General features: G+C 39.5%; 20 protein-coding genes and 1 tRNA gene. 20 read left to right on the top strand and 1 reads right to left on the bottom strand.

Annotated features, from left to right (window positions below; genetic code table 11):
* Positions 1–2 precede the first annotated feature (2 nt).
* The 7 genes from iscA (at position 3) to nagP (ending at position 9,727) form a co-directional block, all read left to right on the top strand.
* Entirely contained in the window at positions 3–326 is a 324-nt protein-coding gene (gene iscA / locus NH153_RS05310) for an iron-sulfur cluster assembly protein IscA (RefSeq protein ID WP_054552502.1), read from the top strand.
* Between the two features lie 78 nt (positions 327–404).
* Entirely contained in the window at positions 405–932 is a 528-nt protein-coding gene (gene hscB / locus NH153_RS05305) for a co-chaperone HscB (RefSeq protein ID WP_063701774.1), read from the top strand.
* Positions 933–978: 46 nt separating this feature from the next.
* Positions 979–2,841: a Fe-S protein assembly chaperone HscA gene (gene hscA / locus NH153_RS05300; RefSeq protein ID WP_063701772.1), complete on the top strand. Its 1,863-nt coding sequence runs from the start codon at positions 979–981 to the stop codon at positions 2,839–2,841.
* Positions 2,842–2,852: 11 nt separating this feature from the next.
* On the top strand, positions 2,853–3,191 hold the full coding sequence (gene fdx / locus NH153_RS05295) for an ISC system 2Fe-2S type ferredoxin (protein ID WP_063701770.1): 339 nt from the start codon (positions 2,853–2,855) through the stop codon (positions 3,189–3,191).
* Positions 3,192–3,380: 189 nt separating this feature from the next.
* Positions 3,381–4,808, top strand: a complete 1,428-nt coding sequence (locus NH153_RS05290) for an NAD-dependent succinate-semialdehyde dehydrogenase (protein ID WP_063701767.1) — start codon at positions 3,381–3,383, stop codon at positions 4,806–4,808.
* 415 nt (positions 4,809–5,223) lie between these two features.
* Positions 5,224–7,872, top strand: coding sequence for a beta-N-acetylhexosaminidase (locus NH153_RS05285; RefSeq protein WP_063701765.1), 2,649 nt, complete (start codon positions 5,224–5,226; stop codon positions 7,870–7,872).
* A gap of 571 nt (positions 7,873–8,443) precedes the next feature.
* The gene (nagP, locus tag NH153_RS05280) at positions 8,444–9,727 is read left to right on the top strand and encodes an N-acetylglucosamine MFS transporter NagP (protein WP_156503617.1); all 1,284 of its coding nucleotides are present in this window, start codon (positions 8,444–8,446) and stop codon (positions 9,725–9,727) included.
* A gap of 547 nt (positions 9,728–10,274) precedes the next feature.
* On the opposite strand, the gene NH153_RS05275 is transcribed toward nagP, so the two are convergent.
* A tRNA-His gene (locus tag NH153_RS05275) sits at positions 10,275–10,350 on the bottom strand.
* A gap of 280 nt (positions 10,351–10,630) precedes the next feature.
* Here NH153_RS05275 and NH153_RS05270 point away from each other — a divergent pair.
* From NH153_RS05270 to NH153_RS05210, 13 genes are all read left to right on the top strand, one after another.
* A complete protein-coding gene (locus NH153_RS05270; RefSeq protein WP_063701754.1) occupies positions 10,631–11,449 on the top strand; it encodes a mechanosensitive ion channel family protein in 819 nt (272 codons plus the stop codon).
* Between the two features lie 36 nt (positions 11,450–11,485).
* Entirely contained in the window at positions 11,486–12,265 is a 780-nt protein-coding gene (locus NH153_RS05265; RefSeq protein ID WP_063701752.1) for a DUF481 domain-containing protein, read from the top strand.
* Positions 12,266–12,391: 126 nt separating this feature from the next.
* Complete coding sequence (locus tag NH153_RS05260; RefSeq protein WP_156503618.1) at positions 12,392–15,061, top strand: SLBB domain-containing protein; 2,670 nt, start codon at positions 12,392–12,394, stop codon at positions 15,059–15,061.
* Between the two features lie 58 nt (positions 15,062–15,119).
* On the top strand, positions 15,120–16,082 hold the full coding sequence (locus tag NH153_RS05255; RefSeq protein WP_063701748.1) for a Wzz/FepE/Etk N-terminal domain-containing protein: 963 nt from the start codon (positions 15,120–15,122) through the stop codon (positions 16,080–16,082).
* An 84-nt stretch (positions 16,083–16,166) separates the two neighbouring features.
* On the top strand, positions 16,167–17,048 hold the full coding sequence (gene rfbA / locus NH153_RS05250; RefSeq protein WP_063701745.1) for a glucose-1-phosphate thymidylyltransferase RfbA: 882 nt from the start codon (positions 16,167–16,169) through the stop codon (positions 17,046–17,048).
* A complete protein-coding gene (gene rfbC / locus NH153_RS05245; RefSeq protein WP_063701743.1) occupies positions 17,045–17,590 on the top strand; it encodes a dTDP-4-dehydrorhamnose 3,5-epimerase in 546 nt (181 codons plus the stop codon). The genes rfbA and rfbC overlap by 4 nt, the downstream gene beginning before the upstream one ends.
* A gap of 11 nt (positions 17,591–17,601) precedes the next feature.
* On the top strand, positions 17,602–18,666 hold the full coding sequence (gene rfbB, locus NH153_RS05240) for a dTDP-glucose 4,6-dehydratase (protein ID WP_063701740.1): 1,065 nt from the start codon (positions 17,602–17,604) through the stop codon (positions 18,664–18,666).
* Positions 18,663–19,496 (top strand): NAD-dependent epimerase/dehydratase family protein, encoded by an 834-nt coding sequence (locus NH153_RS05235; RefSeq protein WP_063701738.1) that lies wholly within the window; start codon positions 18,663–18,665, stop codon positions 19,494–19,496. Before rfbB ends, NH153_RS05235 begins: the two co-directional genes overlap by 4 nt.
* Entirely contained in the window at positions 19,477–20,454 is a 978-nt protein-coding gene (locus tag NH153_RS05230; RefSeq protein WP_063701736.1) for a WaaS/CpsH family glycosyltransferase, read from the top strand. The genes NH153_RS05235 and NH153_RS05230 overlap by 20 nt, the downstream gene beginning before the upstream one ends.
* Positions 20,448–21,692: an MATE family efflux transporter gene (locus NH153_RS05225; protein WP_063701734.1), complete on the top strand. Its 1,245-nt coding sequence runs from the start codon at positions 20,448–20,450 to the stop codon at positions 21,690–21,692. Before NH153_RS05230 ends, NH153_RS05225 begins: the two co-directional genes overlap by 7 nt.
* A complete protein-coding gene (locus NH153_RS05220) occupies positions 21,685–22,272 on the top strand; it encodes an acyltransferase (protein ID WP_063701732.1) in 588 nt (195 codons plus the stop codon). Before NH153_RS05225 ends, NH153_RS05220 begins: the two co-directional genes overlap by 8 nt.
* A complete protein-coding gene (locus NH153_RS05215; protein WP_063701730.1) occupies positions 22,265–23,605 on the top strand; it encodes an oligosaccharide repeat unit polymerase in 1,341 nt (446 codons plus the stop codon). Before NH153_RS05220 ends, NH153_RS05215 begins: the two co-directional genes overlap by 8 nt.
* Positions 23,592–24,698 carry a glycosyltransferase gene (locus tag NH153_RS05210; protein ID WP_063701728.1) on the top strand — a complete coding sequence of 369 codons (1,107 nt, stop codon included), beginning with the start codon at positions 23,592–23,594 and terminating at the stop codon, positions 24,696–24,698. Before NH153_RS05215 ends, NH153_RS05210 begins: the two co-directional genes overlap by 14 nt.
* Positions 24,699–24,704: the final 6 nt, after the last annotated feature.

Genomic DNA, 24,704 nt, shown 5'->3' with positions numbered 1-24,704 from the left:
TCATGGCAGTGACATTGACAGATGCGGCAGCAAACCGCGTAGAATCATTTTTAGCAAATCGCGGCAAAGGCATTGGCCTACGCGTTGGCATTAAAACGACGGGCTGTTCAGGTCTTGCTTATGTTCTTGAATTTGTTGATGAGTTAGCAGACGGTGACGAAATTTTTGAAAGCCGTGGTGTGAAAGTGATCGTTGACGCCAAAAGCTTAGTTTACATTGATGGTACTGAGCTTGATTACACCAAAGAAGGTTTGAATGAAGGGTTTAAGTTTAACAACCCGAACCAAGCCGATGAGTGTGGTTGCGGCGAAAGCTTCACCGTTTAAGCTATTAAAATTTTCTTTGCTTGAAGCCCTGCCTATGTAGGGCTTTGTTCTTTCCTGTTTACCGAGTTGGATTATGTAATGCGTTACTTTGAGTTATTTGCAATTCCAGTAGATTACAACATTGATTTAGCGACAATTAACAAACACTACCTCGAGCTGCAACGTGCAGTTCATCCAGATCGTCATGCCAGTTCTAGCAGTCGCGACAAGCTACTTGCAGTGCAAAGTGCAGCCGAAATCAATGATGCATTACAAACCTTAAAACACCCGGTAAAGCGTGCTGAATACATGCTAAGCGAGCTTGGTGTTGATATTCGCGCCGAGCAACAAACATTACAAGACCCGCTATTCTTAATGCAGCAAATGGAACTGCGTGAAGAATTAGAAGAACTTGAAAATGCCGCAGATCCTGATGCAGCAATTGCCCAGTTCGAAGCGCAAATTAAACAGCTCGACAAGCAATACAGTAGTGAATTAGCCGCTCAGCTCGCAAGCAGTGATGAGCAACAATGGCAGGCTGCTGCTGATAATATTCGTAAATTAAAGTTTGTTTATAAGCTACGCGAAGAACTAGAGCGTATTGAAGACAGTTTATTTGATGATTAATCGTTAGTTGTTACACAACAGCTATTTAAGAGTTTAAAAGAGCATTATGGCATTATTGCAAATTGCTGAGCCGGGGCAGAGCGCGGCACCACACGAGCACAAATTAGCAGTCGGTATTGACCTTGGTACAACTAACTCGTTAGTTGCAACGGTACAAAGCGGCGAAGCTCGTACACTGACTGATTTAGCAGGCAATGCGATGTTACCATCAGTTGTACAATACCAAGCAGATAGCATTGTGGTGGGCGAACAAGCAGCTGCAGCTGCCACTCAAGACCCTGCAAACACATTAATCTCGGTAAAACGCTTCTTAGGTAAAACGCAGGCTGAAATCGAAAACAGCTATGGTCAATTACCGTATGAATTCTGCGAGCATGACGGTTCGTTAGCAATCAGCACAGTTGCAGGAGCAATTAGCCCAGTCACTGCGTCGAGTGAAATTCTTAAAACATTAAAGCAACGCGCCGAAGACAGCTTTGCAGGTCAAGACATCATGGGTGCCGTTATTACTGTGCCAGCCTATTTTGATGATGCACAGCGTCAAAGCACCAAAGATGCCGCAGAGCTTGCAGGTATTAAGGTATTACGTTTATTAAACGAGCCAACCGCTGCGGCTGTTGCGTATGGTCTTGATTCAGGCCAAGAAGGCATTATCGCCGTATATGATTTAGGTGGCGGTACCTTCGATATTTCTATTTTACGCTTACACCAAGGGGTATTCGAAGTACTTGCTACTGGCGGTGACTCAAGCCTTGGTGGTGACGATTTTGACTCGCTATTAGTTGATTACTTCAAAAAACAAACGGGTGTGAGCGAGCTTTCTGCATCGGTATTGCGTTTATTCATTAATAAAGCAAAAGCCTGTAAAGAAGCGCTAAGCCAATACCAAACAGTGAATGTTGGTTTAGAGTTTGATGGTCAAAGCCACAAAGTTGAAGTAACTCGCGAAACGTTTGATGAGCTTGCTCTTAGTCTGGTGAAGAAAACACTACGTTCTTGTCGTCGTGCCGTAAAAGATGCGGGTATCGAGAACGAGGAAGTACTACAAGTAGTTATGGTTGGCGGCTCGACACGTATGCCAATTGTACGCTCTCAAGTTGCTGCATTTTTTGATAAAGAGCCTCTGACTTCTATCGACCCAGATCGCGTAGTTGCACTTGGTGCCGCACTGCAAGCAGATGTATTGGTTGGCAATAAGCCAGATTCAGACATGTTGTTATTAGACGTATTACCACTGTCGCTAGGTCTTGAAACCATGGGTGGCTTGGTTGAGAAAATTATTCCACGTAATACCACGATCCCTGTAGCACGTGCACAAGAGTTCACCACTTTCAAAGATGGTCAAACGGCAATGTCACTGCATGTATTACAAGGTGAGCGTGAGTTAGTTGACGATTGTCGTTCACTGGCTAAGTTCAGCTTAAAAGGTATTCCGGCAATGGCAGCAGGTGCTGCGCACATTCGCGTAACCTTTAAAGTAGATGCAGACGGCCTATTAAGTGTATCGGCAATGGAAAAATCAACCGGTGTGCAAGCTGAAATTCAGGTCAAACCATCGTTTGGTTTATCGGACGACCAAGTTGCTAACATGCTAAAAGAATCAATGACTAACGCAAAAGGCGATATGCAAGCGCGGATGCTTAAAGAGCAGCAAGTTGAAGCGTTACGTGTTGTTGAAGCGCTTGAAGCATCACTTGCAACCGACAGTGCATTACTTGATGAACAAGAATTAGGTGCGTTAAAAGCAGAAATTGCTAAACTTGTTGCCGTACGTGAAAGCGCAACAACACCTACAGAAATTAAAGCAGCGATTGAAGCTGTAGACAATGCAAGTAGCGAATTTGCTGCTCGTAGAATGGATGCATCAATCAAAAAAGCGCTGCAAGGGCAGTCAGTAGACGAAGTTTAACGAGGTAAGGTATGCCACAAATTATTTTTCTTCCCCATGCAGAATTATGCCCAGAAGGCGCAGCAATTGAAGCACCTGCAGGTGAAACAGTATTAGATGTTGCACTAAAAAATGGTATTAGCATTCCACATGCTTGCGAAAAGTCATGTGCGTGTACAACATGCCACTTAATCATTCGTGAAGGCTTTGACTCTTTAGATGAGAGTGATGAGCTTGAAGACGATATGCTAGATAAAGCATGGGGTCTTGAGCCTGAGTCACGTCTTGGTTGCCAAGCTGTGATTAAAGATGAAGATTTAGTGGTTGAAATTCCAAAGTATAATCTCAATATCGTTAATGAAGAGCATTAATTTTTAACGGCTTTGATTTCGTAAAAACCGCTGTAGTTGCTTGGTCTCTACAGCGGTTTTTTTGTTTTTAGAGCTTTAAGCTGTAAGTCTTAAGCCCTAAGTTGCTATTTTTACTCCCTGTAAAACAGGTGCAGGTTCAATTTACTTATCGCTTAAAGCTTGTGACTTAAAGCTGATTTTGGAGGTTCTATGTCTGATTTGGTTTTTTCTGATTCGTTTATCGACGGTGACTTTTATTCTACGAGCCAGCGTTTTAGTGTAGATAACCCCGCAACTGCAGAGGCGATCACCCATGTCTCTGATATTGATGAAGCAGGGGTTGAGCTGGCTATAAAAAGTGCTGACGAGGCATTTAGCAAACTAAAGCAAACAACTGCAACCGAGCGAAGTGAAACGTTGCGTCGCTGGTATGAGTTGGTTATTGAGCACAAGCAACAGCTTGCTGAATTGATGACTAAAGAACAGGGTAAGCCTTTAAAAGAAGCCTTGGGCGAAGTTGAATACGGTGCAGGCTTTATTAAATGGTTTAGTGAAGAAGCAAAGCGTAGTTATGGCGACACCATCCCTGCTACCGATAGCAAACATCGTTTAACAACGATAAAGCAGCCAATCGGTGTGGTGGCTGGTATTACCCCTTGGAATTTCCCGATTGCCATGATCACCCGTAAAGTGGCACCCGCTTATGCTGCGGGTTGTAGTTTTGTGATTAAACCTTCGGAGCATACGCCATTATGCGCTATTGCCTTAGCCTACCTTGCTGATAAAGCAGGGTTTGTAAAAGGAGCGCTGAACGTGGTGGTCTCTGAAAACGCAAAAATGGTGGGTGAGATCATGACCGAGTCTGAGCGTGTGCGTAAGTTCACATTCACAGGCTCAACCGGTGTAGGTAAGCAGTTACTATCGCAGTGTGCCTCAACTATTAAGCAAACATCTATGGAACTTGGCGGCAATGCCCCGTTCATTATTTTTGATAATGCCGATTTAGATGAAGCTGTTGCAGGCCTTATGGGCGCTAAATTCAGAAACGCAGGGCAAACTTGTGTCGCCGCAAACCGCATATTTGTTCAGCGTTCAGTACTTGAAACGGTGCTCGAAAAACTCACAGACAAAGTGGCTGAGTTAAAGGTAGGTAATGGACTTGATGACGGGGTAGATATTGGCCCATTAATTTACCCTAAAGCAAAAGATAAAGTTCAAACGCTTGTGCAAGATGCAGTTGATAAAGGGGCGTCATTAATCGGTGATAACAGTGAGCTTGAAGGCAGTTTTCAAGCGCCATTAATTTTAACTGATGTGACACCAGAGATGGATATCTATCATGATGAAGTGTTTGGTCCTGTAGTCAGCATCATCGCTTTTGATGATGAAGAAGAAGTACTTAAGCTTGCGAACGACGTACCTTATGGTTTAGCTGCATATTTTTATAGTGAAAACATCAAGCAAGTTTATCGCGTAAGTGAAGCACTCGAATACGGTATGATAGGTATTAACGAAGGCCTTATCTCAAACCCAGTAGCGCCATTTGGCGGCGTTAAACAGTCTGGCTTAGGCCGAGAAGGCGGTCACCAAGGATTAGATGAGTACCTAGAAGAGAAGTATCTTTGTGTTAAGGTTTGAGCGATAAGCGATAAGCGATAAGCGATAAGCGATAAGCTATAAGCTATAAGCTATAAGTGTGCGCGAAATAAATTTCACGCCTACAATACCTTGCACCTCATGGGAACGGCTTTAGCCGTGAATAGGTCAAATCTGTTCGGCGTTAAAACGCCTCCTACTTTGTAGGCGTCACGCTTGCTTGGCGCGTCTTATATTCAACACTCTTTCGATGGATTAACGCCTTTTCCAACAAACAACACAATTCGGCTTCAAACTTATAGCTTGCGACTTAAAGCTTCTAAATCCTCACCTTTATTTTTCATAAAATGATAGCGCTGTCATTTTAGTTTTTATATGATAGGAACGAATTATTAACAAAAATGAAAAATAGTACGCAGAAATACCGTACACTCAGGGCTTAAACGAGGAGAAAGTAATGGATTTTAAAAAGTCTGTATTCGCGGTAATGCTTGCGACTGCCCCTTTAATGGCAAGTGCAGCATTAACCCAATCGCAAGTTGATCAGTTTGCGAAAGGTACCGAACTACTATTTTCGGTTGAAGATAACTTTCGTAATAAAGATGCGGGCTTTTTAGGAAAAATCACCCTCAATAATGGTTCTGATGTGGCGTTACCTGCAGGCGAGAGCGACTGGCAGCTTTATGTTCACTCAGTTCGTAAAATCTCAACTGAGTATGTTGCGGGGTTAAACATTGAGCATGTTAATGGTGACCTTCATCGCATCGTACCAACGAGTGAATTTAAAGGTTTAGCAGCAGGTGAAAGCTTAGAGCTGCCGTTCGATGCGCAAGTGTGGATTGTTGCTTACAGTGACTTTATGCCACGGGCATTTTTTGTTTCGGGCAAGAATAAACCCGCTGTATTTGCTAATACCGACACTGAAGACTTTAATCAGTTTGTAACGCCATTTACCCGCGAAAACCAGTTACGTCGTTACAATGAGCCAAAAGATTTATCTGTTTTAGCAACGGCAAAAGTCCGCTATGAACGTAATAGCGCTGACAAGGTGTCGGTTAGTAAAGACGATGCTTTAAAGCGTATTATTCCGAAGCCACGTAACGTTGAGTTTAACCGTGGTAGTGCGACGCTAAACAATAATTGGCAAATTAGTTATCAAGGGCAGCTTAAACACGAAGTTATGGTGTTTATGCAAGACTTACAAGATGACTATGGCATTAGCCTGAAAGCACAGCCTGATCATATCAATGTTGGCAAAGACAAAGTAATTCGCTTAAAAGTTGACCCTAAACTCAATAATGCAAAAGCAGAAAGCTACACCCTAGAGATTGATGATGAAGTGATCACCATCGTAGGTAGCGATAACGCCGGTGTGTTTTATGCGATGCAAAGTTTGCTGAACCTCATTCCTGCCAACAGCCAAGGCAGTGCCAACTTACCGCAGTTAGAACTTGAAGATTCACCGCGCTATGGTTGGCGTGGCATGCACTACGATAATGGTCGTAATTACCATGGCAAAGAGGCAATGTTCAAGCTGGTTGAGCAAATGGCTCGCTATAAAATGAATAAGCTACACTGGCACTTTTCAGAAGATGAAGGTTGGCGACTTGAAATCCCGGGCCTGCCGGAACTCACTGACGTTGGCGGCTATCGCTGCTTTGATTTAGAAGAGCGCGAGTGTTTATTGACTCAGCTTGGCACTGGGCCGTTTAAATCAGGCTCAGGTAATGGTTATCTGAAACGTGATGAGTTTGTTGAGTTATTAAAGTTTGCGAAAGACCGCCACATTCAAATCATCCCTGAAGTTGAAGGGCCTGGTCATGCGCGTGCCTCAATCAAAGCGATGGAAGCACGTTATCACAACATGTTAGAAGAAGCTGAGAAAGCCGCTAAGAACAATATTAAAACGCGCTCAGCAAACAAAGAAATTCAACACATAGATATGGGACCGGCAACGCAATACTTGCTTACCGATCCTAAAGATACCTCTGTGTACATGACGGTACAAAACTACAAAGATAACTCGATGAATGTGTGTATGGACTCAACCTACGCATTTTTAGATAAAGTGACTTATGAACTTCAGCAGATGTACCGCGAAGCAGGTGTTCAATTAAAGAACCTGCATATTGGTGGTGATGAAGTTGGAGCTGGTTCGTGGATAGGTTCGCCAATCTGTCAGGCGTTATTTGCCGATCCAAATAACGGTGTATCTGGTCCAGCAGATTTAAAACCTTACTTCACACAACGTGTTGCGACCTTACTTGAAAAACGTGGTATTTCTCCGGGGATTTGGGAAGACGGTATCATGTACGACCGTGAAAACTCGTTTAAACGTGATGAGTTCCCTAATAAAACCTTTACCGTAAATACTTGGGATAACATTTGGGAGTGGGGGGTTGCAGATAGAGCATACCGCCTAGCAAATGCTGGTTACCAAGTGGTGTTATCACACGGTACGCATTTGTACTTTGACCACCCATACGAAGCAAGCCCTGAAGAGCGTGGTTATTACTGGGCAACTCGTTACACAGATACTAAAAAAGCCTTTAATTACATGCCAGATGACGTGTATGCCAATGCTGATTACACCCGCACTCGTGAGCCAATCGTTAATTTAGAAGCGTTGGTGGGTCGCCCGTTACCTAAACTTGAAAAGCCTGAGAATATTTTGGGTATGCAAGGTCAGGTATGGTCAGAAACAATCCGTACTGAAGAGCAAGTATTAGCAATGATCTTCCCGCGTATTTTGTCTGTTGCAGAGCGCGCATGGCATAAAGCTGATTGGGAAGGCGAAAGTGTCGATAGTAAAAAACAAGCAAAAGACTGGGCTGAGTTCTCAAGTGCAGTCGGTTTGAAAGAGCTTGATAAGTTAGCCAAAGATGGCATCAATCTGCACTTACCAGTACCGGGCGGCGTGATTGAAAATGGTAAGTTATATGCCAACAGTGCATTTGCATATTTGAGCATTGAGTACAGCCTAGACAACGGCCAAAGCTGGCAAACTTACGCTGAGCCTGTGAAGGTTGATAACAATGCAAAAGTTGCGCTACGTACTCGCTTGAACGCACAGCAAACCAGCCGCGTGACCGTTGTGGGTGAGTAATGTTTTTGCGATAAATAAATGTGACGCCTACAGCAAAGCGTAGGCGTCACGCTTGCTTGGCGCGTTTTGCATTCAACACCATTCGGCTCAAAACTGACAGCTAATCCCAAAACTTCGCGTGAAATAAATTTCACGCCTACAATACCTCGAACCTCGAACCTCGAACCTCGAACCTCGAACCTCGAACCTCGAACCTCGAACCTCGCACCTCGAACCTCGAACCTCGAACCTCGAACCTCGAACCTCGCACCTCGAACCTCGCACCTCGCACCTCGCACCTCGCAACTCGTAGGCGTCACGCTTGCTTGGCGCGCCTTGCATTCAACACCTATCTGAAGGGGGAATGTATAGCAATCAAACAACACCGTTCGGCTCAAAACTGATAGCTGAAAGCTGACGGCTAATCAAAATTCATCGCCCGAAATACATTTCACACCATCGGTATCTAAAAGAAATATGTCAGCGCTGTCATTTTTGTTGCGATAGTGTTATAAATATTTAATATCTCTTTTATATAATCATCTGAATCAGCAGCGCTGAAGAGTCGAGCTGTGCTGTTATGGGAAATGTTATGTCTGAAATGAATAAACAAAGCAGTGTTGTGCCCATGGCGATTGTTGCCACGCTGTTTTTTATACTGGGTTTTGCTACGTGGTTAAATGGCTCACTGATGCCATTTTTACAGCAAATTTTGCAGCTTTCACCATTTCAGGCATCGCTGATCATTTTCTCGTTTTATATCGCCGTGACTTTTACAGCCCTACCTTCAGCGATGATCATCAGAAAGGTAGGTTATAAAAATGGTATGGCGCTGGGTATGGCAACCATGATGGTGGCAGGTTTACTGTTTATACCTGCGGCAAAAACACAAGTGTTTGCACTGTTTTTATTCGCTCAGCTTGTTATGGGGGCAGGGCAAACGTTATTACAAACAGCGGTTAACCCATACGTAGTCAGAATCGGCCCTGAAGAATCAGCCGCGGCTCGCGTCAGTATTATGGGTATATTAAATAAAGGTGCGGGAGTTGTAGCACCAATCGTGTTTACTGCACTGATACTCAGCGATTTTGAAGGCTTTGTAGGTAAAGAACTTAGCCAAACAGACATTGATGCCATGGCCAATGGCTTAATTTTACCGTATTTAGGGATGGCTATTTTTATTGGTATACTCGGCTTTGCAGTTACCAAAATGCCATTGCCAGAGTTAATTGATGATGTAGATGAACAAAAGCCGGGGCAGGTAAAAGAAGCGCTCAGTCATCCAAGTCTTGCGCTAGGGATCGTGGCTCTTTTTGTTTATGTAGCCGTTGAAGTCATCGCAGGTGATACCATTGGTAGCTTTGCGCTGTCGTTAGGTGTTGAAAAATATAGTGTTATGACATCGTACACCATGGGTTGTATGGTGCTAGGTTACTTTTTAGGGGTGTTACTTATCCCACGGGTGTTGTCACAACAAACCGCGTTGACTATTTCAGCGGTATTGGGCTGTGTGTTAACCCTAGCGATAGTCACTGGTAGTAATGAAACTGTATTTATATCAATATTATTTGGCCTAAAATCGGTACTACCTGATACCTTATTGCTCATTGCTGTGCTAGGCTTTGCTAATGCCATTGTATGGCCTGCAGTTTGGCCGCTCGCATTATCTGGTTTAGGCAAGCTAACTAGTGTAGGCTCTGGTCTACTTATTATGGGTATAGCCGGTGGCGCATTCGGTCCATTATTTTGGGGCCTGGCAAGTGGCGGCGTGAAAAGCGCTGAAGCACAGCAAATGGCTTATATTGTAATGTTGCCTTGTTATTTATTTATACTTTTCTATGCTGTTAAAGGCCACAAGATGAAAAGTTGGAAGTAATTATGAGTTTGAGGTTAGGTGTGAAGCATATTGCCTTAAACTTTGAAAAGCATTTCTAGTAAATAGAAATAATCCCGTGTGTAATGCCACCGAAAGGTGGCATTTTTTTGTCTGGATTTTGAAAATAGGTGCTAGGTGCTAGGTGCTAGGTGCTAGGTGCTAGGCTTTCGCGCGAAATAAATTTCACGCCTACGATATTTCGCATCTCGTAGGAACGGCTTTAGCCGTGAATTATCCTAAAGACTTCGGCACTAAAGTACCTCCTACATAAATCACCTACTGACTTCGGCACTAAAGTACTTCCTACATAGTAGGCGTCACGCTTGCTTGGCGCGTCTTATATTCAACACCCAGACCGCACAACAATACGGTTCCAACAAACAAAACAATCTAGCTTACAGCCTACCGCTTAAAGCTATTACTTCGGCTCAAAACTGACAGCTGAAAGCTGACGGCTTTTAGATCTGAAAACAGGTTTTAAAGATAAATCTTGGAATTTAAAATAGAAAAATTCAGGAAAATATAGAGATTTACTAAGGGAGAAGAGTGGGGCGACTGATGGGGCTTGAACCCACGACAACCGGAATCACAATCCGGGGCTCTACCAACTGAGCTACAGCCGCCACTGAGATACACCTCGTTTGGTGTGGCGCGCATATTACATAATTAAACTAAGCTTGTGAACCCCTAAATTGAAAAAAGTAGAAAAAACTTACTTACCTCAGAAAATTCAGAAATGCCTTCATGGTCAGCTCGCGTTCAGTTTCGCAGATTAGACTTGCGGTTTTTGTAATTGAGCAAATACTCATTTCGTAGTTTTGCGCGTAATTTAATGATTTTTTAACCAAAGATCATATATAATTTGTACAAGCGTTATGCTAAAAATGAACTTCAGGAGAGAACATGGATACAATAATGAACTGGATCAACGAGAATTCAGGTTTAATCATACATTACGCCGTTCAGGCGGTTCTAGCGCTAATCATTTTCTTTATCGGTAGTCGCATCGCGAAGTTCTGCGAAGGGATGACTGAAAAAGCATTTGATAAAAAGAAAGTCGATAAAGCTGTAGGTTCATTCGTTGCTAGCATTGTTTATGCAATTGTATTTGCTGCAACAATCTTAATGGCTCTATCTCAATTAGGTATTGAGACAACCTCATTCATTGCTATTTTAGGTGCGGCTGGTTTAGCAGTAGGTTTAGCACTACAAGGTTCACTATCTAACTTTGCATCAGGTGTTTTAATCATCTTACTTCGTCCTTTCAAATCAGGTGATTATGTAGAAGCAGGTGGCAAAGCGGGTACAGTTAAGAAAATCGAAATCTTCTCTACTGAATTACGTACACCAGATAACAAAGTAATTATCATGCCTAACTCATCAATCATGGGCAGCCCAATTACAAACTTCTCTCGTGAATCAACTCGTCGTATCGATTTAGTTATCGGTGTTGGTTACGATGCAGACCTTAAAGAAGCTAAAGCTGTTCTTAAGTCTGTATTAGACAAAGAGTCTCGTTTATTAAAAGACCCTGCATACACAGTCGCTGTATCTGAACTTGCAGATTCAAGCGTAAACTTTGTAGTTCGCCCATGGGTTAACTCAGCTGATTACTGGCCAACGTATTTTGACTTAATGGAAAACATTAAGATCGCATTAGACGATGCCAACATCACTATCCCATTCCCGCAAATGGATGTTCATTTGCACAAAGAAGACTAATAAGTCTAACTTACAAGTAGTAAAGGTTATTTTTTAATGAAATTAAAAGCTTTATCAATTCTAGTTGCAGCAAGCGCTGCAACTAGCGCATTCGCAGCAGATGAAACCAAAACTTGGGATGTAACCAGTGAATTAGGTGCTATCGTAACGAGCGGTAACACTGAAACAACAACACTAAAAGGTGGTGTTAAGGTTTTACATAACCTAGAAAACTGGAATAACGAGTACAAGTTAGACGGTCTTTATAAAGAAGATGAGATCGAAAACGACCAAGGCGTTAAAGAAACTCAACGTACTAACGAAAAGTACTCAATCTCTGCACAAGGTAACTATAAGTTAAACGAAAAGCACTCACACTTATTCATCTACGGTTCGCACGTATCTGATTACTTTGGTGCATACCGTAACGAATCAGTTATCTCAGCGGGTTATGGTTTACGTGTAATCGACCGTTCTGATATGTGGTTAAACGCAGAAATCGGTCCTGGTTATAAGTACTTCCAATACCCAGATGACAGTACTGAAGTTGATGACAACGGTAATTCACTTGCCGGTGAGCGCGAAGGTGAAGTAATCGCGTTAGGTAAAGTTGATTACAACTGGCAAATTTCAGACAGTGCACGTTTTACTCAGTTAGTATCCGTTGAATACGGTGATACCAATACTAAAACACGTTCAGAGTCTGCAATCCTTGCTAAAATCAACGGCTCACTACAAATGAAAGTGGCTTACAACATCACCCACAACTCAGATGTTGCGGATGATAAAGAAAACACAGATACAGAAACGTCACTAACGCTGGTTTACAGTTTTTAACTAAATAAATCTGTTTGTTGACGATTTAATGACAAAAAGGGACGAAAGTCCCTTTTTTATTTATTTAAATTTCAGGTAGAATAGACAATCTTTTTGACTGTAGAACTATGGATATCCCTACTTGTGATGTTATTTAAAAGACTTTTCATTACTTTTTTGCTGTTAACTTCCGCATCAGTATTGGCTTTTACTCCTACAGCCGCACAAATCGAACAATTTAAAAAGCTCCCCAGAGCGCAGCAAGAGGCGCTAGCAAGGCAGTATGGTGTAGATTTATCGACGATTACGGGTAAGAAATCTTCAACCGACCAAATTGAACAAGAATCAACAATCCAACCTCGTCTAGAACAAGAAAAAGAACAGTTAACAGATGAAGAGCGCTTTGCTCCGAAAGTTGATGAGGTAAAGCCTTTTGGTTATGACTTGTTTGCTGGTGAGCCAACATCATTTATGCCAAGTGAAAATGCTGCCGTCCCTGATACCTACTTAATTGGTCGTGGAGATACGCTCAATATCAACTTTTACGGTAAAGAAAGTGAGAACTATGAAGTTGTTGTTGACCGTGAAGGGCGTATTAGCATTCCAAACTTAAGCCCTGTACAGGTAGCCGGTCTTACATTTGCAGAAGTCAAAGAGCTAATAAAAGCAAAAGTTGAACAAGAAGTTATTGGTATCAAAGCATTTGTCTCAGTTGGCAAACTGCGCAGCATTCGTGTGCTAGTGCTTGGTGAAGCGTACAAACCGGGTAGTTATTCTGTTTCATCACTGACAACAGTATCGCATGCACTATTTGTTAGTGGTGGGGTATCTGATATTGCTTCACTACGTAATATTCAAGTTAAACGTGCGGGTAAGGTTGTTGCAAATTTTGACCTTTATGATTTGCTTATTAACGGTGATAGCAGTAACGACATCATCTTAAAGCCAGGTGATGTTGTGTTTATCCCATCAGTGGGTTCGCAAGTCGCTGTTGAAGGCTTGGTCAAACGCCCTGCAATTTTTGAGCTAAAAAAAGGTGAAACAGCCGCACAGTTATTAAAAATGGCGGGTGGTTTAAAACCGCAAGCTTACGCTAAAAAAGCAATTGTTGAACGCTTCAATAACAATAATATGAAAGAAGTATTATCTGTTGATTTTAGTGGCAATCAAATTAACTATATTCCTCGTGATGGCGACCGTATTCGTTTTAATCCTGTAAGTTTTCAATATCAAAACAGTATTAGTTTAATTGGTGCTGTTGCACGTCCGGGTCATTATCAATGGCATCAAGGCAAACACATCTCTGACGTTCTAACATCGGTGCGTGGTGACTTGCTGCCTCAGGCTGATTTAGGTTACGGGTTACTTGTTCGTGAAGTTAACGTGGCAGGCGATATTCAAGTTTTTCAATTTGATATAGCACAAGCGATTGTTAAAGCTGCTGAGCATGATCTAGAACTTAAAGCAAACGATAAGCTTTTTGTATTTAGTCGCTACCAGCAAAAACAAGCTGAAGAAACTGCGCTTGCGAATATGGCGCTAACTGAAGAGCAGCAACAACAGCAATATAAAGTTAAACAATGGCATCAATACCAACAACGAGAATTTGAAAAATATATTGGGGTTACAGGTTCTGTTGATAGTCCTAAATTAAAACTCGACAATGCAAAATCAATTGAAGATATTTCTAAGGGGAGATTGGGGGCTGGTACCAAGGAATTGTCACCAGAAGATTATGCAGTATTTAGTCGTTACAGCTTATTAAAGCCAATTATTTCGAAACTTAAACAACAAGCTTCAGTTTCTGTGGCGATGCAACTTGTAGAAATTAATGGCCATGTAACTTACCCTGGTGTTTATCCTCTTACAGTTAATGGCGAAGTAAATGATTTAATAGCCGCCGCAGGTGGTTTACTTGAATCTGCTTACACAGAGCAAGCTGAGATCACTCGCATAATGGATGGTGATGCGTCAAAGGTTAAACATATTAAATTTAACCTGCAAGCAGCCATGTTAGGTAGTAATGGTGAAAATATCGCATTACGCAGTAAAGATAGTATCAATATTTTTTCTATCCCTAACTGGCAAGAGAACGTGAAAGTTCAATTAAGAGGGGAAGTTAAATTCCCTGGCGTTTACACAATTCGTCGTGGCGAAACATTAAGCAATTTACTTGAACGTGCGGGTGGTTTTTCTGAGTTTGCCGCGCCTAATGCCGCTATCTTCACTCGTGAAGCAATTCGCAAACAAGAGCAACAGCAACTTGCAAAACTTTCTGAAGATTTGCGCCGTGATATTGCATCAAAAAGTTTCGAAAACTCAGTAAGTAGCAGTACTTTGTCTTATGATGAAATGAATAAGCTTTTAAATGATCTCGCAAGTGTTGAGGCTGTAGGTCGGCTAGTCATTGATTTACCATTAATTGTAGAAGATAAACAAAAGCTCGTTTTACAAGATGGTGATGCCCTATATGTACCAAGTAAGCGTGATTCAATTAGTGTTATAGGTGAAGTTAATTATGCAACCTCGCATTTATTCAAACAAGGTATCACAGTTGACGATTACATTGACCTTAGTGGCGGCTTAAAAGAGCGCGCAGCTGATGAGCGTATTTATATCATCAAAGCAAACGGCTCTGTGAAAATTCCATCTACTGGTAGTTGGTTTGCTGTAAATGACACAAACACACTTGAAGCGGGTGATACCATTGTTGTACCTATGAATTCAGATTACATGGATAACTTAACCTTGTGGAGTACAGCAACACAAATCGTATATCAGTTGGGTGTAGCAGTAGCCGCTATTAGCAGTATTTAATTTAATAGTTACCGAGCATTTAATTTTAGTAACTTTAAATAAATGAGATAACTTACCAATGGAAAGAAGTGTGGATTCACAGAATATTCAACAAAGTATGTATGCTGAAGATGATGGCGTAGATCTTAAAGGCTTTTTCTTAACTATTTGGAAAGGCAAGTTAACAATTGCAATAGTAGCCGTCATATTTACATGTTTATCTGTTGCTTTAGCGCTTAGCCTTCCAAATATTTATAAATCAGAGGCATTGCTTTCTCCTGCTGATAGTGGTCAAGGAGAAGGTGGTTTAGCTGCATTAGCTGGCCAATTTGGTGGTCTAGCAAGTATGGCTGGAATTGATTTAGGAGCAGGTTCTTCTGATAAGTCAGCATTAGCAATTGAAGTATTAAAATCTAGGAAATTTACAAGCGAGTTCATTGAGCGACATAATATTTTGCTAGATTTAATGGCTGCTAAAAGCTGGTCATACGAAGCCAATACTATATCCTACGATGGAGATATCTATGATGCTAAAACAAAGACTTGGGTCAGAGATGTTAACCCTCCATTTAAGCCAAAGCCATCACTACAAGAAGCTTATAAAGAGTTTAAAGAGATCGTCTATGTAAACTCTTCAAAAGACACTGGCATGATTACAATTTCAGTGGAACATATCTCGCCCCACATAGCCCAACAATGGGTAATTTGGCTCATTGAAGATATTAACAAAGAGATGAAAGAGCGAGACGTAGCCGAGGCAATTAAAAGTACTGAGTTTTTAAAGCAACAAATTGAAAATACAAAAGTTGCAGATATTAAAACAGTACTTTTTAAGCTTATCGAGGAACAAGCTAAAACAATTATGTTCGCTGAAGTTCGAGATGAGTATGTTTTCAAAACGATCGATCCAGCATTGGTTCCTGAAGAAAGAGTAAGTCCAAAAAGAGCGCTTATATGTGTTGTAGGGGCCTTATTTGGGATCTTAATTGGTATTCTGATTGTTTTAGGAAAGAACTATTTTAGAGAGCAAGAAAGTACTTGATAATTAAGTACTATTTTGAAAATCACTCTATATTATTTTTTTAAGTTAAGCCTGAAATTCAGGTATTAATATTATGGAAGTTATATGACTAAAGGTATTATTTTAGCGGGTGGTAGCGGTACTCGCCTTTACCCATTAACGAAAGTCGTAAGTAAACAACTTATGCCCGTCTATGATAAACCGATGGTTTATTACCCGATCGCTACCTTAATGAATGCTGGCATAAAAGATATTCTAGTCATAACAACACCCGCAGAATTAGACCGTTTTAAAGAACTACTAGATGATGGCAAAGATTGGGGCATTAATATTGAGTACAAAACTCAACCGTCGCCAGATGGTCTCGCTCAGGCTTTTTTGTTGGGTGAAGAGTTTATTGGAAATAGTAATGTTGCATTGATCTTAGGTGATAACCTTTTTTATGGTCACGACCTTGTTAAGTCATTGCAGCTAGCTGCCTCTCGGGAATCTGGAGCAACGGTTTTTGGCTATCATGTAGCAAACCCATGTTCATATGGTGTTGTTGAGTTTGATGAGAGTGGAAAAGCGATTTCTATAGAAGAAAAGCCAGAAGCGCCAAAATCAAACTATGCTGTCCCAGGTTTATATTTCTTTGATAATAAAGTTGTTGAGTATGCAAAGAATGTTGAACCTTCACCTAGAGGTGAGCTAGAAATAACCGATGTTATCGAGCAATATTTGGAGACTAACTCTTTAAATGTTGAAATTATGGGACGCGGAACGGCTTGGTTAGACACCGGCACCCATGACAGCCTGTTACAAGCAGCGCAATTTATCGAAACCATAGAAAAAAGACAGGGATTAAAAGTAAATTGTCCTGAAGAAGTCGCTTTTCGAATGGGATATATCAATGAGCAACAGTTACAGCAATTAGCTGCTCCATTAGTCAAAAGTGGTTACGGTGAGTATTTGTTGAGCCTACTTTCAAGAAGGGTTTTCTCATGAATATAATTGATACAGATATCCCTGATGTAAAAATTTTAGAACCTAAAGTATTTGGTGATGAGCGAGGTTTTTTCTTAGAAACGTTTCGTGAAGACTGGTTCCGAGAGCATGTTGCAGATGTAACTTTTGTGCAAGACAATCACAGTAAATCTGGCCAAGGTATTTTAAGAGGTCTGCATTATCAAACGCAGCAAACGCAAGGGAAATTAGTGCGCGTGATTGCCGGAGAAGTTTATGATATTGCTGTTGATATTCGAAAAGATAGCCCGACTTTTGGAAAGCATGTTGGTGTCTTATTAAATAGTGACAATAAAAGACAACTTTGGGTACCAGAAGGGTTTGCACATGGCTTTTATGTAACAACTCAATCTGCTGAATTTGTTTATAAGTGTACAAATTATTATGCACCTGAATTTGAACAAAGCATTTCTTGGGATGATCCTACTCTTGCTATTCAATGGCCTCTTGTAAAGGGTATGCAGCCATTATTATCACCTAAAGATGAAGCTGGTTTAATGCTAGCAGATGCTCCTACCTTCTAATCGAGTAATTTATGAGTAAAACAATTTTTGTAACCGGCGGAGCTGGTTTTATTGGTTCAGCATTAGTTCGCTTCTTAATAAATGAAACTGAACATACAGTAGTTAACTTCGATAAGCTAACGTATGCAGGTAATTTAGAGTCATTATCATCTGTAGAACAAAATGAAAGATATCATTTTGTTAAAGGTGATATTTGTGATCGAGAGATAGTGAGCGCTACGTTTGCCAAATTTCAACCTGACTTTATCATGCATTTAGCCGCGGAAAGCCATGTGGATCGCTCTATTGATGGACCTGGTGAATTTATTCAGACAAATGTTGTTGGAACCTACGAGCTACTCGAGGCTGCCAGAACTTACTATGCTTCTCTAAGTGATGAAAAGAAAGCAGTATTCCGCTTTCACCACATTTCAACAGATGAGGTATACGGCGATTTAGGTGAAACGGGTCTTTTCACAGAAAAAACGCCTTATGAGCCTAGTTCACCTTACTCTGCATCTAAAGCTGCATCCGATCATCTTGTTCGAGCATGGAACAGAACTTTCCAACTACCAGTAGTGCTAACAAACTGCTCAAATAATTATGGTCCATATCATTTTCCGGAAAAATTAATCCCGCTAATTATTCTGAATGCATTAGAGGGAAAAAAACTACCCGTATATGGCGATGGTAAGCAAGTAAGAGATTGGTTGTTTGTTGAAGACCATGCAAGAGCACTTTATAAAGTTGTATCTGAGGGCAAGCTAGGCGAAACATACAATATTGGTGGCTTCAATGAAAAACAAAATATTGAGGTAGTTACAACAATTTGTAACCATCTGAATGATCTAATTATAGAAAAGCCTGCTGGCTTAGATGACTTTAAAGAGTTAATTACATTTGTACAAGACAGGCCCGGCCATGATTTAAGGTATGCAATCGATGCCTCAAAAATAAACAAAGAGTTAGGTTGGCAACCACTTGAAACATTTGAGTCGGGTATTTTAAAAACAATTAAATGGTATTTAGAAAACTCACAATGGTGTGAAAATGTCCAGTCTGGTAACTATCAACGTGAGAGGCTTGGCAGCGCATGATTTACACAGTTATTGGTGGTAAAGGCTTCATCGGTAGTGAGATTGTAAAGCAGCTTAGAGAGGCTGGTGAGCAAGTATATGTACCAGAAAAGCTAGATGAGGGAGTTTTCACTAAAGCATTAGGCACGGTGATTTATGCTGCAGGCCATGGAGACTGCGCTAATAATCCAATGAAAGTACTCGATTCAAACGTAAGTTACCTAGTAAAAATGCTAGAAAGTAGCCAGTTTGATAGGTTTATTTATATTTCATCTACACGTGTTTACATGAATCAGCAAGCAAGTTGTGAAAGTGCCGATCTCACTGTTTGCGCTAAAGATAACAGAGCGCTATTTAACTTAACAAAGCTTACGGCTGAGAATTTAGTATTAAACCTAGCAGATAAAGCAATCATAGTTCGACCAAGTAACGTTTATGGATTAGCGGTAAACAGCCCTCTATTTTTACCTTCAATAGTTAGAGATTCTATCGCTAAAAATGAAGTAAATATGTATATCCGCGAGGACTATCAAAAAGACTATGTTTCAGTAGTGGACGTAGCTAGTGCAATCTACAAGTTAGCCAAAGCTGACATTCAAAGTAATGAAATATTTAACATTGCTTCAGGAAGAAACACTCGTGCAGATACAATTGCAAAAGTTTTGACTGATAAAACAGGCTGTAAAGTAAATTGGTTTGAAAGTAACGTTAATGAAGCCTTTTCTGAAGTTGATATTAGCAAGCTGCAAAGTGTGATTGACTTTAGCCCGGCTACAATTGAAGACGATCTCGAATCAATGATTAACTCATTTACGGAACTTTACAACGAGCATGAAAGTTTTACTCTTTAGTCCAGATACGTTTGGCTATTACACAAAAATTATAAATGTGATGGAGTCAAAAGGTCATTCTGTAGACTGGATTAACCACATTTATGTAAAGAGTAACTTTGATCGAGTAAAGTCAAGGTTAATGCCAAGCCTCACAAGTAAGTTAACAGAAAAGTACTTTATAAATGAGATTGACTGGCAAGGCGACTATGAGTTGATTGTTGTCATTAAAGGTGAAGGCCTTTCAGAGTTTTTGCTTGATAAAATGAAGCAGACTTTTAGCAAAGCAAAGTTTGTGTACTACTCATGGGACTCACTGTCTAATGTAAAAGGTGCTAAAGGGAAGTTTAAGTATTTTGATGCAATAAAATCATTTGATAGGGTTGATTGTCTAAATATCGAACACCTTGAGTATTTACCGCTTTTCTATAGCAAAGAATATAGCCGAAAGGCAAATTCAGTCACTGATAATAAATACTCAGCTGCTTTTGTTGGAACATTACACTCTAATCGCTTTAGTGATGTATTAGGGATGGCTTATTTGGTTGAAAAGAACCTTAATAAACCTGCTTTCACATTTTTTTATTACCCTAGCAAACCCGTCTTTAAAGTGCTCAAAGTTATTAACAAGTCATTTCGCAATGTACCAATAGAAGAGGTTTCGTTCGATAAGCTGAGCGCTCAAGATGTTTCTCGTGTAATGTGTGATTCTGAGGTCATTATTGATTATGGCCACCCTGATCAAACAGGCTTAACAATGAGAACCATTGAGACCTTAGGAATAAACAAAAAGCTAATTACTAATAATAAATTAGTAATGGAAGAACCTTTTTATAAAGCTGAAAATGTGTTTGTGATTGGCGAGAAGAACGAGCAAGAACTAACACAATTTCTAACTTCACCATATGTTCCAGTTAGTAATGAAGTTTATGAAAGTTACTCTATAGAAAACTGGGTTGAGCGTTTAATTCAATGCTAAAAAAACTCTTTTCTAGTGCATTTTTATTAATGCTTAGTACTTTAATAGCGAAAGGCTTTATATTAATTCTTAATATTTTAATTGCTCGTTACACATCAAAAGATGTTTATGGAACGTTTGTGTTTTTGCGAAGTACAATTAACTTATTTGAGACTACATTTAGCTCAGCAGTAAACCCTTTCGCTGTTAAAGAAAGCTCTAAAGAGAACTTTAGTGGAGTATCAGTGCTTGCGTATGGTGTGTTCTATGCATTTACAGCATTAATTATCTCAACCTTATGCTTATTATTATGGTCAAGCAGTTCATTTTTAGGAAGTTTATCTTCTTTTGATTTTTTGACACTTCAAATAGTTTTGACAGTAGTAATATTGATCTCACTAACTCTGTTGAATGGCTATGCGACCTCGGTGTACATAGGGAAAGGCATCTATAAAGTCATTTTCTTCTCAACAGTAATTAGCATTGTTTTATCGGCCGCTTTTATTTTCAATACATATGAAGATATTACTGTAGAAATAGCTTTATTTTATATGCTTATTTATCAGCTTACAGATTTAGCAATCAAAGCATGTAATGTCTTGATAAATCACATGCATATTTTAAAAAATATTAAATACGATGTGCTTTTTCAGAAAACTAAAGATGTATTCAATACGATAAAGCCAGTAATTTTAGGTTCTGCAATTAATGCTTTTATCTTTTGGTTTGTAAGGTATATAACAGCTAACAGTGAAGATGGCTTTGTAGCACTTGCTGAATTCGATGTTTCATTTCAGATGTTTATGATTTGTTCAATCCTTTTAAATATCATCTGTAATATTGTTTTACGAAACTTAACGAAGCTCCATGAATCGGGTAGCAATGTAAAACAACTTCTTGTCTACGCTTTGCGTTATATGTTTTTATCTTGCCTCCTCTTCATTGTTATAGGTTATTTTCTTTACGAATATTTCTTACTTTTATATGGTGAGCAATATACTGCGAATCTATTTTTAGAAGTAACTTTAATCTGTTTATTCTATTCTATTGCTTTAGCATTCAACCGAGTAATGGTAGTTATGAATAAAACATATCAACTTTTTTACGTTGCTCTGACTTCTGCGGTAGTAATGGGCATATATATTTTGGCTGTAGCTGCAAGTGCAGAGAGCTTAGCAATTTCGTTTAGTGTTTATTATCTAACGTCATGTGTTGTTTATTTATATATCTTTTCGCAAATAGGCTTATCTAATGATTAATCGTATTATGAAACTTTACCAAGACAGTGGCTTACTACTTTTCTGTGTACGAATTCCTTTGCGTTTTCTAAAAGTCTTTTTCGATATTTTAAATACTCTATTTTATAAGGCAGTATGTAAAAAAGTAGGTAAGAATGTTCGTATCGAGTTTGGTGCTAGAATTGAGTCACCCAAACTTGTAACCATAGGCAATGGGGTTTTCATTGGAAAAGGAACATTGCTTGTATCAGAGAACAACACCGGTGAATGCATTATCGAAGATAAAGTACATATATGCCGAAATTGCCATTTAGATCACACTGGTGGATTAACGATTAGAAATAACACCTTGTTATCAGAAGGAGTTGTTATTTACAGCCACAGCCACGGCTACGATCCTAAAAGCAAGCCTGTTGGTATAGAAAAGGAAATTGCAGCAAATTGCTGGTTAGGTACACGTGCAATTTTATTAGAAACCGCTGAAAGTATCGCTGAGAAAACAATCGTTGCGAGTGCTGCGGTTGTATCTAAGTCAATTACAGAAAAGCAATGTATCTTTGGTGGTGTGCCTGCAAAAAGAATAAAACAATACAATGATTGATGCATTTATAACCTTTTATTTTATTGTCCTATTGCTGTTACTTCTTTATTTGAAAAAGGGGAAGAAAGACTTTTTTCATGTAATTCCCTTTTTCATTTTGTTTTCCATGGCCGAAGTGCCGTATCTATATTTTATAGCCCATAATCCGCAAGAGCTTCATCCAAAAGTTATCTATCACTTGGATGACTTTAGTTTTGCCTTTTTTCAGCATGTTATGTACAAGCTTATATTTGCAATTGTTTGTATTTTTACCATGGCTTTTTTTGAACCTAAGGGCAAACTTTTTGGCGTATCAAGTATTGGTGTAGGCATGAAAGTAGTAAAATTTAAATATGCTAGCTACTTCTTTATTGCCCTCACTATACTAATGTTTGCTTTGTTCCTTCATAAAGTAGGCGGTTTCTTCTTTCTGATAAGTAATATGGATAATAAAACCTTGGTAGTTCAAGGTACTGCAATGTATAGGAACATCTTTTTTATATCTGCGATGCTCTCTATAGGCTACTACATAACTTACTTGTCATTGAAAAAAATTAAGCTTAAAAATTACCTTTTTCTATTTTTAATATCAGTGTTTTTCTTTGCCATGCTGGCATCTTACGGCGAAAGAAAAAATCCACTACTACTTTTAGTTTTCTTAGTTCTAATGTGGAACTATAAAATTAAAAATGTAAATGTATTTTCTGTTAAAAACTTACTCTTATTATTCTTTTTAGTTTTCTTTGCTTCACTTGCACCTATTTTAAGGGTTGATGGAGCATTAGATTACTATATGTCAGATCCAGGCTCTTTAATACCTGACGCCCTGCCATATATGGGCGAGTTATTTAAGCGGTTCAGTGATATTGATATTTCGCTATTTATCTTTCCATATTTTGACTCTATTAATAAGCTTTGGTTCGGTAGTACGTTTATGGACTTCTTTACAGGGTTTATTCCAAGCTCATTTTATGAGGCTAAACCACCACTAGATGAAGGTGTTTATATCTATAATTTCGCGCAGGGGAATAATGTTGCGATTAATTCACCATTTAAGTACATGATCCCTGTAGGTTGGCCTCTAAGTCGTGTGACTGCAGGTTATGTACACTTTGGTCCTGTTGGAGTTATTTTGTATGCAATTTTGACAGGTATGATTTTAAAATATTTCTATCAAGTAATGATCAGTTCAAAGTTTGCTCCTTTGTGGGTTTCTTTTTATGCCTTCATGATGTTGACAGGGTTTGGTATTTCAAACGCTTTTATTTTTAACACATTAACCATATTCGTTTTATTAATGTTATTCACTTTGTTTATTTACTTATTTGAGGGCAAGAAGAATGTATCTCGTTAACTTTTCAAATCAGATTGCTGCGGGCCCCAAAAATATTGCTAATAATTTTATCCGTAATGCATTGCAAAGCGGCGAGAAGTTCGTATTTATTGTGCCAAACTTGCCTGAGTTTCTAACATATTCAGAGACAGAAAATTGCAAATTTGTAGTTGTTGATGTCGTACCTGGCAGTATTAAGGCTTTATTGAATGTGTTTAAAGTCAACTTTTCACTGATGAACTCATTAGTAAAACAATATGAGCCTAAAGCCATTCTTGCTTTCGGTAACTTTTTATTTGGTATTAAAAGTAATCAGAAAAAAGTAGTCTTACTTCATCATCCATACATAGTTGATGATCGTTTGTATGGTAATTTAGCTGGAGTTGCAAAAATTGCCGAGAAAATTAAGCGTTACCTTTTTGGTAAAACAGTTAGAGCTGTAGACACAGTTGTTGTTCAAAGTAGCTACATGCAAAAATTGCTCAATGAAAAAGTAACAATTGATTCTGAAATTATTTTTAACCCAATTAGCGATAACTTCAAAAGAGAGAGCATTGCAAATTTTCAAGCTAAGCAAGAGTTACCTCAAGTAAAAGAACTACTTTATGTTAGTCGCTTTTATGCACATAAAAATCATGCTTTTTTATTGAAACTTGCTACTGAAATAAAAGAAAAGGCATTACCTGTTGTTATTAATATTACGGTTGATGAATCAATTGCTGAAGCTGCAGAGTTTATAGCTGCTTTAAAAGAACAACAACTACCGATCAATAACCTAGGGGAGTTACCTCAAGCAGATCTTAAACAATATTATCAAGACTTTGCATTTGCGGCTATTTTTCCTTCAAAATCTGAAACATTCGGTAACCCTTTAATAGAGGCTATGTTTTACGATCTTCCAGTTATTGCCCCAGACCTTGATTATGCTCATTCAGTTTTAGATCAAGCGGGTGTGATTTACAAAGAAGATGATGTGCATGATTGCGTAAATCAAATAAGTAAGTTATTTGATCTTGAAACGTATAACGATACGCGTCTAGCTTCACACACGAGAGCGCAGTTATTTCCTGATTCAGAGTCATGGTTTGAAACTTACATGGCGCTTTTGAGGTAGTACATA

Source organism: Pseudoalteromonas gelatinilytica, assembly GCF_001641615.1.
Classification (GTDB): Bacteria; Pseudomonadota; Gammaproteobacteria; order Enterobacterales; family Alteromonadaceae; genus Pseudoalteromonas; species Pseudoalteromonas gelatinilytica.
This window is presented reverse-complemented; position numbering and strand designations above follow the sequence as displayed.

Bases quoted from the DNA above. Each gene is read 5' to 3' on its own strand.
- NH153_RS05260 (WP_156503618.1), top strand. From the start codon at position 12,392: ATGTTATTTAAAAGACTTTTCATTACTTTTTTGCTGTTAACTTCCGCA.
- NH153_RS05270 (WP_063701754.1), top strand. From the start codon at position 10,631: ATGGATACAATAATGAACTGGATCAACGAGAATTCAGGTTTAATCATA.
- iscA (WP_054552502.1), top strand. From the start codon at position 3: ATGGCAGTGACATTGACAGATGCGGCAGCAAACCGCGTAGAATCATTT.
- NH153_RS05290 (WP_063701767.1), top strand. From the start codon at position 3,381: ATGTCTGATTTGGTTTTTTCTGATTCGTTTATCGACGGTGACTTTTAT.
- fdx (WP_063701770.1), top strand. From the start codon at position 2,853: ATGCCACAAATTATTTTTCTTCCCCATGCAGAATTATGCCCAGAAGGC.
- rfbB (WP_063701740.1), top strand. From the start codon at position 17,602: ATGAGTAAAACAATTTTTGTAACCGGCGGAGCTGGTTTTATTGGTTCA.
- NH153_RS05210 (WP_063701728.1), top strand. From the start codon at position 23,592: ATGTATCTCGTTAACTTTTCAAATCAGATTGCTGCGGGCCCCAAAAAT.
- NH153_RS05235 (WP_063701738.1), top strand. From the start codon at position 18,663: ATGATTTACACAGTTATTGGTGGTAAAGGCTTCATCGGTAGTGAGATT.
- hscA (WP_063701772.1), top strand. From the start codon at position 979: ATGGCATTATTGCAAATTGCTGAGCCGGGGCAGAGCGCGGCACCACAC.
- NH153_RS05265 (WP_063701752.1), top strand. From the start codon at position 11,486: ATGAAATTAAAAGCTTTATCAATTCTAGTTGCAGCAAGCGCTGCAACT.
- rfbA (WP_063701745.1), top strand. From the start codon at position 16,167: ATGACTAAAGGTATTATTTTAGCGGGTGGTAGCGGTACTCGCCTTTAC.
- NH153_RS05215 (WP_063701730.1), top strand. From the start codon at position 22,265: ATGATTGATGCATTTATAACCTTTTATTTTATTGTCCTATTGCTGTTA.
- hscB (WP_063701774.1), top strand. From the start codon at position 405: ATGCGTTACTTTGAGTTATTTGCAATTCCAGTAGATTACAACATTGAT.
- NH153_RS05220 (WP_063701732.1), top strand. From the start codon at position 21,685: ATGATTAATCGTATTATGAAACTTTACCAAGACAGTGGCTTACTACTT.
- nagP (WP_156503617.1), top strand. From the start codon at position 8,444: ATGTCTGAAATGAATAAACAAAGCAGTGTTGTGCCCATGGCGATTGTT.
- NH153_RS05230 (WP_063701736.1), top strand. From the start codon at position 19,477: ATGAAAGTTTTACTCTTTAGTCCAGATACGTTTGGCTATTACACAAAA.
- NH153_RS05285 (WP_063701765.1), top strand. From the start codon at position 5,224: ATGGATTTTAAAAAGTCTGTATTCGCGGTAATGCTTGCGACTGCCCCT.
- rfbC (WP_063701743.1), top strand. From the start codon at position 17,045: ATGAATATAATTGATACAGATATCCCTGATGTAAAAATTTTAGAACCT.
- NH153_RS05255 (WP_063701748.1), top strand. From the start codon at position 15,120: ATGGAAAGAAGTGTGGATTCACAGAATATTCAACAAAGTATGTATGCT.
- NH153_RS05225 (WP_063701734.1), top strand. From the start codon at position 20,448: ATGCTAAAAAAACTCTTTTCTAGTGCATTTTTATTAATGCTTAGTACT.